9 protein-coding genes are annotated in these 13,227 nt (G+C 65.0%); 5 read left to right on the top strand and 4 right to left on the bottom strand.

Annotated features, from left to right (window positions below):
- Positions 1-20 precede the first annotated feature (20 nt).
- Entirely contained in the window at positions 21-731 is a 711-nt protein-coding gene (locus ABIE56_RS22075) for a J domain-containing protein (RefSeq protein ID WP_429245965.1), read from the top strand.
- Here ABIE56_RS22075 and ABIE56_RS22070 read toward each other — a convergent pair whose 3' ends face one another.
- The 4 genes from ABIE56_RS22070 to tviB form a co-directional block, all read right to left on the bottom strand.
- Positions 732-2,132: a TIGR03013 family XrtA/PEP-CTERM system glycosyltransferase gene (locus tag ABIE56_RS22070; protein WP_429245964.1), complete on the bottom strand. Its 1,401-nt coding sequence runs from the start codon at positions 2,130-2,132 to the stop codon at positions 732-734. It abuts the gene before it with no gap.
- Between the two features lie 128 nt (positions 2,133-2,260).
- On the bottom strand, positions 2,261-3,001 hold the full coding sequence (locus tag ABIE56_RS22065) for a 4'-phosphopantetheinyl transferase family protein (RefSeq protein ID WP_429245963.1): 741 nt from the start codon (positions 2,999-3,001) through the stop codon (positions 2,261-2,263).
- Between the two features lie 11 nt (positions 3,002-3,012).
- Positions 3,013-4,686: a GMC oxidoreductase gene (locus tag ABIE56_RS22060; RefSeq protein WP_429245962.1), complete on the bottom strand. Its 1,674-nt coding sequence runs from the start codon at positions 4,684-4,686 to the stop codon at positions 3,013-3,015.
- A gap of 85 nt (positions 4,687-4,771) precedes the next feature.
- Entirely contained in the window at positions 4,772-6,139 is a 1,368-nt protein-coding gene (gene tviB, locus ABIE56_RS22055; RefSeq protein ID WP_429245961.1) for a Vi polysaccharide biosynthesis UDP-N-acetylglucosamine C-6 dehydrogenase TviB, read from the bottom strand.
- A 291-nt stretch (positions 6,140-6,430) separates the two neighbouring features.
- On the opposite strand from tviB, the gene ABIE56_RS22050 reads away from it, so the two are divergent.
- The 4 genes from ABIE56_RS22050 (at position 6,431) to ABIE56_RS22035 (ending at position 13,038) form a co-directional block, all read left to right on the top strand.
- Positions 6,431-7,048, top strand: a complete 618-nt coding sequence (locus ABIE56_RS22050) for a response regulator (RefSeq protein ID WP_429245960.1) — start codon at positions 6,431-6,433, stop codon at positions 7,046-7,048.
- 17 nt (positions 7,049-7,065) lie between these two features.
- Positions 7,066-9,348, top strand: coding sequence for an ATP-binding protein (locus ABIE56_RS22045; protein WP_429245959.1), 2,283 nt, complete (start codon positions 7,066-7,068; stop codon positions 9,346-9,348).
- 237 nt (positions 9,349-9,585) lie between these two features.
- Positions 9,586-12,090 carry an autotransporter outer membrane beta-barrel domain-containing protein gene (locus tag ABIE56_RS22040; RefSeq protein WP_429245958.1) on the top strand — a complete coding sequence of 835 codons (2,505 nt, stop codon included), beginning with the start codon at positions 9,586-9,588 and terminating at the stop codon, positions 12,088-12,090.
- A gap of 87 nt (positions 12,091-12,177) precedes the next feature.
- Complete coding sequence (locus ABIE56_RS22035) at positions 12,178-13,038, top strand: aldo/keto reductase (protein ID WP_429245957.1); 861 nt, start codon at positions 12,178-12,180, stop codon at positions 13,036-13,038.
- The last annotated feature ends 189 nt before the right edge of the window (positions 13,039-13,227 follow it).

The raw sequence follows: 13,227 nt of genomic DNA, 5'->3' as shown, positions 1-13,227 counted from the left end.
TTCCGTGGGGAACTGCGATCGTGGCAGACGAAACCGACTTCCTCGACCTGTATGGCAAGCTGCGCCTGCAGCCGGATTGCTCGTTGGCGGATTTCAAGCAGGCGTACCGCCGGCATGTATCGCAATGGCACCCGGACCGGCGTACGCGTGGGCCGCGTGCGGATGCCCTGGCGGCGCGGCGGTTGCAGCGGTTGATGGCGCAGTATTCGGCGGCCATGGAGTTCCATCGGCAGCATGGGCGGTTGCCTGGTGCGGCGCCGGTGAAGGCGAGCGTTGAGGCGGCCAGCAACATCGTGGTGTTTGTGCCGCGTGCGGCAGAGCCGCCGCGCGTCGAAGCCGATGCCGTCGAGGCGCCACCGCAGGCCTCATCGCAGGCCCCATCGCGCGCACGGCGCGCCCCGACAAAGGGCTTGGCCTGGTTCGCTGTGATCGCGATCGTGGGCGCGGCCGCATGGATGTTTATTCCGGATCCGGATCGGGTGGATCCGGCGGTGGAAGGGCTTCCCATCGTCGCGGCCGAGGCGGATGCGCCCACGGCCGAAACGGGCGTGATCAGCCTGGGCATGAAGGATGACGAGGTGGTGGCGCTGGAAGGCGAGCCCACCCTGCGTAGCCCGGACCGCATGGAATACGGCCCTTCCTGGGTGCGGCTAGAAGGCGGTTCCGTGGTGGACTGGTACAGCTCGCCGCTCAGGACGTTGCACGTCCACTCATCGCACGCGCCGCGTTGATCAACGCGCGCCACGGCCGAAGATCACCACTTCAACCGTCTCGATCAGGATCACCAGGTCGAGGAACAGGCTGTGGTTCTTCACGTAGAACAGGTCGTACTTGAGCTTCTCGGCGGCATCCTCTTCCGATGCACCATACGAATAGCAAAGCTGCGCCCATCCGGCCAGGCCCGGCTTGATGCTGTGGCGCAGGTTGTAATAGCGGATCTTGCCTTCCAGGTCGGAGACGAACTGGGGACGCTCGGGGCGCGGGCCCACGATGCTCATATCGCCGCGAACCACGTTCCACAGCTGCGGCAGCTCATCGAAACGCAGCTTGCGGCAGATCTTGCCCACGCGGGTCACGCGATCGTCGTTGGCCTTGGCCCAGCGCGCCACGCCATCCATCTCGGCATCGGTGCGCATGCTGCGGAACTTGTACAGCCAGAACGTGCGGCCTTGCTCACCGACGCGCTCCTGGCGGTAAAAGATCGGCTGCCCGCGGCCGGATTCCATGCGGATGCATAGCGCCACGCCCAACATCAAGGGCCAGCAGAGCAGGGCGATGGCTAGCGACGCCACGATATCGAACGCGCGCTTGGCGAACAGGGCGATGGGCGTGGCGTTGAAGCCGCCGGAGAACACCAGCCACGACGGATCCAGCATGGTCAGCTGCACACGGCCGGCCTCGCGCTCCACGAACGTGGTGAGGTCGGTGATCTGTACGCCCAGCTGGCGGCAGGCAAGCAGCTCGTCCATCGGCAACGAGCCGCGGCGATCATCCACGCCCACCACGATCTCGCTGATGCGTTCGCGTTGGGCGAGTGCGGAGAGCGATACATCGCGCGGAATCAAAAGATGGTCGGGCACGCGTGCCACATCGTTCGGGCCCGGTACGTAACCGACCAGGAAGAAACCACGCCGATCCGAGCGGCGGCGCATGCGGTTATGGATCTGCGCGGCACGTTCACCGGCGCCGAGCACCAGCACACGACGCTTCAACGCGTCCATTTCCACCAGGCGCATGAACAGGCCGCGGAAGGCGGCCGTCGTGACGAAACCGAACACCAGGGCCATGCCCAGCACGCCGCGGCCGACGTACGCCTGCGGAATCACGTAGTACCCGACGATGAGTGCCAAGCCGCCCAGGATGAAAGCAATGGCGTGCCGCGCGAGCTGGCCACGCCAGCTCATGCGCAGGTTGCCGCGGTATTCGCCCAGCGCCGCCATGCCGAGGAAGATCACCACGGCGAACATCACCGCGCGGGCGATCACCGTCTGGCTGGAGGCTTGCAGATCTTCCGGGGAAGGCGCGAAACGAATCCATGTCGCGAGGTTCAGCGAGGTGGCCAGCAACAGCAACTCCACCACGCCGAGCAATGTGAGCCAACGAACGATCGGCTGTCGGAACAGGCGAAGCATCAGGTATCCCCCCAGGCGCACGCAGCAGCAGCGTGCCGATGCGCTGAAGGCTAGGCGCGCAGGGCAGGGGTGTCGATTCCACTTACGGTCGTGCGATGGCTAGGCCGAATGGTTGTAACACCCGTGTATCACAAGGTGTGCAACACCATGTCGTTCACCACGCCGGGCGTCGCCAGTGCGCCGAGCCAGAGTTCGCCGGTTTCGATATTGCGTACGTGGCATGCGGGGTAGTGTCCGCAGCCTTCGGGTGGCCAAAGCATTTCATGGCAAGGCGCCGGTGTTTTCGCAGGGTCGGTGAGCAGGCCCACGCCAAACGCCTTGAGCAGGGCTTCCTTGCGCGTCCACAGGCGCAATAACTCGTGGGCATGATCGTACGAAGGAAGCTCGCCGATCGCCGTCATCTCCTGCGGGGTGCAGAAGGTCGGCATCAGTTCCTGCAGGTTCACCTTCAGCGGCACCGCCTCGATATCGACGCCGATCGTCTCCGCGGTGCACACGGCGATGGCGACCATGCTGCGGCTGTGGCTCAGGCTGGTGCTGAGCGCATAGCCGTACAGGCGCGGCTGGCCTTCCGGGGTGAAGCTCAGTGGCACCTTCTTTGCCGGCATGCCCAGGCAAAAGCCGATAACGACACGCCAGGCGGCGTGCGCCACGGTGTAGGTGGTGCGGTCGCTCGGGAACTGAAAGCGCGCGGCACGCGTGCGTTCGCGTGCATCGAGTAGCGCCGCAGCCTCCGCTTCGGTATCGGAGTAGCGGTTGGCATCGAACACCAGCACGGCGGCCTGGCGGGCGTTGAATGCCCCGAACCCGATCTCGCGGATCGCCCCTTCAAACCGGTCGACGAAATCCTGCTTCGCTCTTACCACCATGCCGCCATCCGTCAGGTCATGCCGCTGCCTTCGCAGGCGGCCAGCAGCACACGGAGGTGCTCAGCCAACCTGAGGCTCAGCGCGACAATGGTAAAGGTCGGAAACGCCCAGCCGCTGGTCGGGAACACCGAACTGCCGGCCACGTGCAGATTATGCACGCCATGCACCGTGCCGTCCGTATCCACGACACCGGTGGCCGGATCGGTCGACATGCGCGTGGTGCCCATGTGGTGGGCGGTGCCGAACACTTCCGGCGTCGCGCTGTCATCCACGGCCCAGGGGGCGGCTTCGAACGTGCCCCCGCAAGCCGCCGCCAGGGGCTTGCCCGCCAGCGAGGTGAGGGTGCGGTAGGTATAGCGGTCCAGTTCGGTAAGCCGCCAATCGATGTTGACCCGGCGCAGGCCCAGCGCATCGCGGCTTTCGCCCAGGGTCACCCGGGAATCCCGGTTGGGCGCCTGCTCGAAGAAACCGACCAGCTCGACGCGCTCGCTGCGCACGGTGGGCTTGTCCGATACTTTCTGCGCCACCGCGCGCAGCACATCGCCGATGTGCAGGCCAAGGCTCACCGCGCTCAACGCCAGGTTGGGTGGTACGGCCACGGCCGCGGCGGTGGGGCCATTGGCCATGGCGGCAGAAAGGCGTGCTTCCAGCAGGGTCGCTTCGTCGCGGCTGGGTGGGCGCAGTGCGGCACGCACATTGCGCAAGGCGCGGATGCCTTGCGGCACCGCCCCTTCCACCGCAAAAGGATGCACGCGTCCGTTCAGCACGCGGTGCCGCTGTTGGGCGGGATGGGCCATGCCGATCTCGGAGGCGACCGGCAGGCGCACCTTGCCGATCGCACGTTCATACGGGCGGGTCAGGCGGTCGGGCGTGGTCGAGTGCACATTGCCGATGGTGCCGCGGGGGTGATCCATGAAGTACCGGCCAACGAGATCGCGATCATTGCCTAGCCCGCACGGCGCCACGCTGTCGGATAGCAACAGCAGGCGCGCGTTTTCGATACCGCCAGCCGCCAGCACGAAATGCCGGGCGCGAACCTGCCCGCGACGGCCGGCGAGGGTACCCAGTCGCGCGCGCACCACGCTGGTACCGGCCGCGTTGGCTTCCAGTTCCATGAGGTTGGCGTGCAGCAGCACGGTAATGTTCGGTGCAGCGCGCATCTCGTCGCGGTAGGCGTCCCCAAACAGAATGGGGCTGCGCGCGAACAGCAGGTTGACCAGGCCCTCGGGATCCAGGTCCAGCGGCTTGCGCTGGGTTGGGCCATCGAATTGGCCTGGGCCGAAGCTGTGCACGGGGTCGATCTGGCAGAAATCGCGCGCCTTGGCGTACCACGGTGCGAGGTCGGCATAACGCAGCGGCCAGCCGCTATCCGGTACCCAGTCGCGCGGCTCAAGATCCGTATCCGCTAACGGAATGCAGCCGCCACCCCAGAGGGTGCAACTGCCACCAAACACGCGCATGCGCGAGTGGGCCATATCGAACGGGGCGCCGCCGTCGGCGGTGCCTTCGCATAGGGCCTGGCTACGGTCTTCACCGGCCAGCCCACCGCTTTCGACCAGGCACACACGCACCGAGGTGCCGAGGAAAGCGCGCGCAATGGCGATGCCGGCCGGCCCCGCGCCAATGACGCAGAGATCGGCCTGATGGTCGGCAGGTACCGACCCGTCAAGGTAATCGAGGATCACGGTACGTTCTCCCGGGTAAGTAGGGTCCAGCGTTTCTTCTTCTTGGTGCCCGGGGCGCTGTGGCGCGCCCTCTCAAGATCGTCGGTTACAGCCGGCCATCCACGGCATCGCGGGGCAGCACGTATTTCACGTCGTAAACCACCGATGCCGGCTTCCCGAAGGCGCGGATGCCTTCGGCGCCCATCGCGGTGAACTCGCGGTGCCCCACGGCCACGACGATGGCGTCGTAGGTGCCGGGGCGCGGTGACTCCACCGGGGCAATGCCGTATTCATGGATGGCCTCATCGGCGCGCACCCAGGGGTCGTGCACATCTACCGTTACGCCGTAGGCGTGCAGGGCGGCGACGATATCGACCACGCGGGTGTTGCGCAGATCGGGGCAGTTTTCCTTGAAGGCCAGGCCGAGCATCAGCACACGAGCGCATACCGGGTTGATGCCCTTGCGCACCATCAGCCGTACCAGCTCGCTGGCGATATACGGGCCCATGCTGTCGTTGGTACGGCGCCCCGCCAGGATCACATCCGGGTGGTGGCCTACCTGCTGGGCCTTATGTGTCAGGTAATACGGATCGACGCTGATGCAATGCCCGCCGACCAGGCCGGGCCGGAACGGCAGGAAGTTCCATTTGGTGCCAGCGGCCTCGAGGACTTCGAGCGTATCGATGCCCAGCTTGTTGAACAGGATGGCCAGGTCATTCACCAGCGCGATATTCAGGTCACGCTGCGTGTTTTCGATCACTTTGGCGGCTTCTGCCACTTTTAACGAACTGGCACGGTGCGTTCCGGCGGTAATCACCGAGCGGTACAAGGCATCCACAAAATCGGCCGCTTCAGGGGTCGATCCGGAGGTAACTTTGAGAATTCCCGTAACGCGATGCGTTTTATCGCCCGGATTGATTCGCTCGGGGCTATAGCCGGCGAAGAAATCCTGATTAAAAGTGAGACCTGATTCGCGTTCAAGAATGGGCACGCAAACCTCTTCGGTGCAGCCCGGATACACGGTCGATTCGTAAATGACGACATCGCCGTGTTTGAGAACTTTGCCCAAAGTCTCACTCGCGCGGATCAGTGGTGTGAGATCGGGTCGGCGTGCATCGTCGATCGGTGTAGGCACCGTCACGATGTACACATCGCACTCGGCCAGGTCATGCATACCGGATGAAAAGCGCAGGCGTTGCGCACCGGCAAGTTCATGCGCATCCACTTCCAGGGTGGCATCGTGGCCCGAGCGCAGCTCGGTGATGCGTCGGGAATTGATGTCGAATCCTAGGGTTGCGTATTTCTTGCCGAATTCCACGGCGAGCGGCAGGCCCACGTAACCCAGGCCTACGATGCCCAGGCGTACCGTATCTAGTGAGTGCGGAACAAAGGCCGCAGGCGCCGTATAGGGGCGCGCGGCGCTCCCCGGTTCGTGCGCGGCATCATCGCCCGCTTGGCGGCTTTCGGTATCCATCCTCGCGTTCACCCCTGGCCTGGCTATGAGAAGCCCGGAAACCCGGGCGGCCAAAGCGTAGCAATGCGGCCGGTAGTTCTCTGTATGGCTTACGGGGTCCAACGAATGGCCGATGGTGCGGGCCTGAACGGAAGGCCATCCCGCTGCGCCGCCACCCATGGAAACGGCGTTTACAAGCGCTGGGGCCCGCGATAAGGTTCCGGCCGCCAACCCCTGGGTGGTCAGGCATATGTCTAGTTACAGAGATCCGGTCCACTAATGTCCTCGCGAACCTATATAGGGTCTGTGCGCGTGGCCTTGCTGGACGACCACGCACTCGTCCTGAAAGGGCTGGTCGCGCACCTGAAGACCTACCCATCGCTTGTCGTGGTCGGCAGCTCGCCCAACAGCCAGCATTTTCGCTCGCTGCTGGCCCATATGCCGGCGGATGTGGCGTTGATCGATTACTCCCTTGCCGCCGATGATCCGGATGGCCTCAGCCTCGTGCGTTCGTTGCGCGCGGCGTTCCCACGCATGAAGCTGGTGGTCGTATCGGCGTACGAAGATGCGCCGCTGGTCAGGCGCATCCTCGCCGCGGGCGCACATGGTTTCGTGGCCAAGAGCCAGGACCCGGATGAAGTGGTGCGTGCGATCGATGCGGCGATGACCGATCGTGTCTACGTGCCGCCGGGCCTGGAGAGCGCGTTGGAGACCGGCGATACGCCAAAACTCTCGCCGAAGGAAACCGACGTGATCCGCTGCCTGCTCGATGGCATGACGGTGACCCAGATCGCCTCCAAGTTCGGGCGCAGCCTGAAGACGATCAGCGCCCAGAAATCCTCGGCCTATCGCAAGCTCGGCATCGAAAGCGATGTGCAGTTGTTCAACATGCGCGAGCATGTGGTCGCCGTGGGCGGTGCGCAAGAGTGAGGCGGTGGTTCATAGCCGTGGCCCTGGCATGCCTGGCGTGGTTCGCGTGCCCTGCGCTTGCCGCGAGCGATGCGGCGGCGCTTAAGCAGTGGGTGGCGGCGCACCCGGTGGTGCGCATCGCCATCGATGACCAGCAGGGTGGCCGCATTGGCGGGGCCACCTCCAATCCGCTCGTCACCCAGTACCTGGCCCTGGCGCAGGAGAAGACGGGCCTGCGTTTCGTGGTGGTGCATACCGGCTCATGGGAAGAGTCGGTAAAGGCATTCCGCGAGCGTCGTGTTGATCTGCTGCCCTCGCTCACCGACCGGCTGGTCAGCGATCTGGGCAACGACGCGCTGTTGTCGCGGCCGTTCTACGTGGGCCGCACGCTGATCATCACCCGCACGGTGGGGCCATCGAAGGCGACGCTGGCCGACTTCGATGGGCGCACCATCGCCTTCAAGGGTGGTGGCGAGTACGACAGCTGGCTGCGCCGCGAACATCCCTCCATGCACCGCCTGCCGCTGGCCGATGTGCACCAGGTGCTGGCCGCCGTGGAGAGCGGCATTGCCGATATAGCGGTAGGCGTGGATGTCACCTACCACCCGATCGTTCGCCGCGACTACGCATTAAGCCTGCGCGTGGCCGGTGATGTGCCCGAGATGCCCGTGACCGTGCGCGTGGCGGTGCATAAGGATTCCCCCGAGCTGCTTCAGCTCATTGATGAAAGCCTCGGCCGCATCAGCGTCGATGAGAACGAGGCGGTGATCGAGCGTTGGCTCGAAACCGCGTACCTGCGCGCACCCACGGTCGCGCACATCGTTTCCGTGTACCGCGTAGAAATTGGCCTGGGCATCGCGCTGGCCATCGTGTTGGTGTTCGCGCTGTGGCAGATGCGCCGCGCCCAGCTCGCTTCGCGGCGTGGCGAGCAGCAGAAAACGATGCTGCTGGCCGTCATGAGCCATGAGGTGCGCAACGCGGTGAACGCCGTGGTGTCATCCATCGATCTGATGGCGCGCAGCCCCATGGACCCGGCGCAGCGCGACCTGATGGCTATTGCGCAATCGAGCTCGCGCAACCTGCAAGGCCTGCTGCGCAGTGCGCTGGATTACACCCGTACGGAGACCGAAGGGTTTACGCCTGATCTGGTCTCCTGCGATGCCCTTGCCGTGGCCCGGGATGCGATGCAGGCCCAGGCCGCCGAGGCGGAGAAGAAAGGTGTCGCCATGCGCCTGGATCTTCCCATGGGCCCCATGCCCTGGCTGCTGCTGGATGAGCTGCGGCTGCGCCAGGTACTGGAGAACCTGCTCTCGAACGCGGTGAAGTTCACGGAGAAGGGCCATGTCGGTGTCGCCATGTGGCAGTCCGTGGGCGCTGATGACACTCGCCGCCTGTTCCTCGAAGTGTTCGACACCGGCGTAGGCATACCGCGCGAGCGGCAGCGCGAACTGTTTCGCCCGTTTGCGCAGGCCCATGGCGCGCGTTCGCGCCGGCTGGGCGGCACGGGGCTTGGTTTGGGCATTTGCCGCGAGATCGTCATGCACCTGGGTGGCCGCTTTGTGCTGACCAGTGACGAAGGCGTAGGTACCTCGGTGCGAGTGGAACTGCCGACGAGCCTGGTGCCTGCCGCACCCGCCGCTGCGCCCTCGCCGGACAGCGACACCCAGCTAACCGGGGGCACCGTGCTGCTGGTGGAAGACCACCCGGCGAATCGGCAGATCATCGCAGCCCAGCTCCGCTTCCTCGGCTTTGATACGTTTGCGGCGGATCACGGCCAGGCCGCGATGGATGCCTTCGAGCCGGGTCGTTTTGCCGCGGTCCTGCTCGATTGCGAGCTGCCGGATATGCAGGGTTACGACATCGCCGCTGAGTTGCGTGCGCATGAAGCGCGTACGGGCGGCCCGCGTACGCCGTTCGTCGCTATCTCCGCTAACCAGGGTGAGGATCATGTCCGCCGTTGCAACGACAGCGGCATCGACGTGGTGATGGGTAAGCCGCTTTCCCTCGACCGGTTGCGCGATGTGCTTGCACCGCCCGCCCGCGATGATGATGTATTCGCCGTGTTTCGTGCAGAGGGCTTGCGCGACCTGGATGCCGCCGTCGCGGCTATGCGGCAGGGCGATGTGGCGGCGGCGCGGCTATCGATCCACCGCCTGCATGGCGCTGCGCTGGTCTTGCGGCTGGAGGGCCTGGAGCACGCTATTACCGGTGTTGATAATGCGCTGGCGGGCGATGCCGAGGCATGGCTCGCGGCGACAACGGCACTGCGCTCGGCGTTGGCTCAAGTGGGTTTCACGCCAGTTTCACAAAGCGAGCGTTAATCGGCTTTCAGGCGGCAAAGCCGTCGCCCGCACCCAAGGGCCGGACACCCTGGTACGGGAAGCAACCCCTGGCGACAAGGAATGTCGTGGAACCAGTGCGCGTGCACTTTTAGGACAACACCCAATGGCGACGCGGCGGCGCGGCTGCTGGAATAACCAGCATCCCATTGCACTGCCGCCTGTCCCCCGGGTTTTCCTGGCGGTCGCGCGCGCCTCTTGTCCAAGGAAATACCCGCCATGCGTACTTCACGTCCCATTTGTGCCCGCCGGGCCGTCCTGTGTCATGCCATTGCCCTTGCGCTGGCCGTGCCTGCATTCACTACGCATGCTCGCGTGCTCAATCCCGGTGAGCAGTACATCGTCCGTGCGGTAGATCCGAAGGAAAGCTGGGTGGTGAGTGGGAACGGCGTGCTAACGCTCAATCCCGGCGCAAGTACCTTGGGCATTACGCTCACCACATCCACCCTGAACGCGACGGATGCTTCCATCCGGACCACGGGCGGTACGAACTTTGATCTTGCGCTGTCGGTCGCCAATGGATCGGTCGCGACCATCCAGGGTGGCGAAATCCGCTCGGAGATGGGCATCGGCCTCGGCGTGACGGGCAACGGTGGCAGCGAGGGCGATGATCGGCCGGCGAGTACCACGGTGATCGGTACGGCTATCTCTGGCGGTAGCCGCGGCGCCTCAATCGGCAATGGCGGCACGCTCACCGCGTCCAGTGCGCAGATCGCCGGGACGGGGAGCAATAGCGCGGGTATCGAGGTGGACAGTGGCACCGCAAAGCTGCGGAACGGTACCTTTGTAACGGGCGGGACCAACGGCGCCGTGCTTTTCGGTGATTCGCGTGGCGGTAGCGTGCCTGATCCGGGCCGCTTCCTCATCGTCGATAGCTCCACGGTGCAGGGCCTGACCGGCGCGGCCGTGGCCGTGCGTTACGGGATTCCCACCGATACGACGGCCAACATTTCGGTCATCAATGGCGGGCGGCTCATCGGTGGCAATGGGGTAGCCATTGATGTGGGCACCCGCATGCACGCGGATATCGGGGTCGTTAACAGCAGCGTCGTGGGAGATATCACGGCGGCGAACCTCGCAAGCGCCAACGTCAACCTCGGCAGCAAGGGCACCCTGGTGGGTAACGTCGGCGGCCAGGGCAGTGTCGCGATGGGCATCGACGCGACCGGCGCCTGGCAACTCACCGGAGACGCAACGGTCGCCTCGCTGCGGCTCGAGGGTGATACATCGTTCGCCAGCGCCGGCGGCTATAAAACCCTGAACGTGAACGGTGATGTCACTGGCACGGGCGGCAGCATGACGTTCAATACGCTGATGAACGCGGGCGGCGCCGAGGGACAGTTCACCGATCGCCTGCTGGTCCACGGCAACGTGGATACAACCAGCAAGACGGTTATTTCGGTGGTCCCCACGGGTGAGGGGGCACTGACCGACACGAACCGCAACGGCGCGGTGGATAACAACGAAGGTATCTCCCTCATCCAGGTGGCCGGTACATCGCATGCGGATGCGTTCGTGCTGTCCGGCAACTACGTTGCCGCCGGCCCGTGGCAGTACACGCTGCACGCGTTCGGCCCCGGCCAGGTCGATCCTTCGCAGAGTGAACTCGGCGGCGGCGATTTCCAGTGGGATTACCGTTTGGGCAACCGGTATGTCAGCGATTGCAAGGACGATTGCCATCCTGTGGATCCCGTTGACCCGGTGAATCCCGTTGATCCGGTCGATCCGGCACCGCCCGGCGAGCCCGGCCCCGTGGATCGCGTCGCGGTGGTGCCGCAGCTGCCTTCCTACATGCTTGCGCCCATGGCCCTGCAGAACTACGGCAACACCCTCAGCGACGGTTTGCACCAGCGCCTGGGCGAAATTCGCGATAGCGCCTACGGTGCGAATGCCGGTGGCGAAGTGTTCGCCCGCGCCATCGGCAGCCAGCTGAACTATTCGCGCAACCTTTCGTTCCAGCGTTACGGGTACGACTTCGATCAGCAGATCAACGCACTGCAAGTGGGTGGTGGCATCGTTGCCGTCGATAGCGACCAGGGCTCGGTGCGTGCCGGTTGGGCACTGGATCACGGCACGACCCGCGTGACCCCAAGCGCCGCCGATGGCAACAGCCGTGCGAAGTACTTCGCCAACGGCGGCAGCATCTGGGTCACCTACCAGCACGGCAGCGGCCTGTGGGTGGATGGCGTACTCGGCGTCAGGCGCTTCCAGGGCGATGTGAGCACGGATCTGCGCGGTGAAGACGTGGGCCGTCTGCGCGCACAGGGCTGGGCCATGTCGGTGGAGGTCGGCAAGCCGCTGCCGCTGGGCGGCGACTGGACGGTGGAGCCGCAGTTCCAGTTCCGCGTGCAGCAGCTGAACTTCCGCGATTTCCGCGACAAGGATGGCCTCGATATCCGCCTGGGCAATAGCGTGCAGAGCACCTCGCGCCTTGGCATCCAGATCGGTCGCACGGCCAACCCGGTGCTGGCCCCGTACGGTCGGCTTGATCTCATCCACACCAGCAACGGCAACCCCACGCTGAGCGCATCGAGCGAGGCCTGGAATGCGGGCGATACGTTCCAGACTGGCAATACGGGTAATTCGTACCGGGTGGCCGCCGGCGCCACCAGCCAGCTCACCGATCACGTGCAGCTGTACGGCGAGGGCACGTGGCAGCACTACGTGGGCAGCTATGGTCTGAAGGGCTGGTCGGCCAACGTGGGCCTGCGCGTCACGTTCTGATCGAAGGTTCTTTCGCCCACTTTAAACAAGACAACGCGTACCAATGTCGATGGAGTTGATTTCCTTCCACACCCATGGAGTCCATCGATGGCAAGCATCAACGCGGCAGCGAGCGGTACGTTCAAGATCGGCGGCGACCTCGAGGTGAACCGCCTCGGGTTCGGCGCCATGCGGATCACCGGCGACGGGATCTGGGGTGAGCCCAAGGACCGTAACAAGGCCCTCGCCGTACTTAAGAAATTACCCGAGGTTGGGGTGAATTTCATCGATACGGCAGATAGTTACGGCCCCTATGTGAGCGAGGATCTGATTGCCGAGGCCCTGCACCCGTACAAGGGTCTCGTGGTCGCCACCAAGTCCGGCCTCACCCGGCATGGCCCCAATATCTGGGCGCCGGTGGGCCGCCCGGAATACCTGCGCCAGGGTGTGCTCATGAGCCTGCGCCGGCTCAAGGTCGAGCGGATTGATCTGTGGCAGTTGCACCGGGTTGACGAAAAGGTGCCGGCCGATGAGCAGTTCGATGTGATCAAGCAGATGCAAAAGGAAGGCCTGATCCGCCACGCCGGCCTGTCCGAAGTAAACGTCGAGCAGATCGAAGCCGCGCAGAAGTTCTTCAAGGTCGCGACCGTGCAGAACCTCTACAACCTGGGCAACCGCCAGAGCGAGGCCGTGCTCGATTACTGCGACAAGCACAATATCGGCTTCATCCCCTGGTTCCCGCTGGCCGCCGGCGAGCTGGCGAAGGAAGGCTCGGTGCTGTCGAAGATCGCCCAGAAACTCGGCGCCACCAATGGCCAGGTCGCCATTGCATGGCTGCTCGAGCGCTCCAAGGTCATGCTGCCGATCCCCGGCACGGGCGACCCGGAGCACCTGGAGGAAAACGTGAAGGGCGCTTCGCTGAAGCTTTCGAAGGAAGACTTCGAAGCCCTGGAGCACGCTGTCAAGTGATGTGACCGCGCTCTGCCTGGCGTCGTGCATACGCACCTGCACCACGCCCTGTAGGAGCGGGGGGGGGGGGGGGGGGGGGGGGGCGGGGGGCGGGGGGGGGGGGGGGGGGGGGGCCGGCGCAGCCGGGGGGGGGGGGGGGGGCGGGGGGGGGGGGGGGGGCGGTGGGGGGGGGTGGAAGGGCGGGCGCGG

The organism is Luteibacter sp. 621 (assembly GCF_050435445.1).
Classification (GTDB): Bacteria; Pseudomonadota; Gammaproteobacteria; order Xanthomonadales; family Rhodanobacteraceae; genus Luteibacter.
Note: the sequence above shows the minus strand (reverse complement) of the source record. Positions and strands in the feature narration are given on the sequence as shown.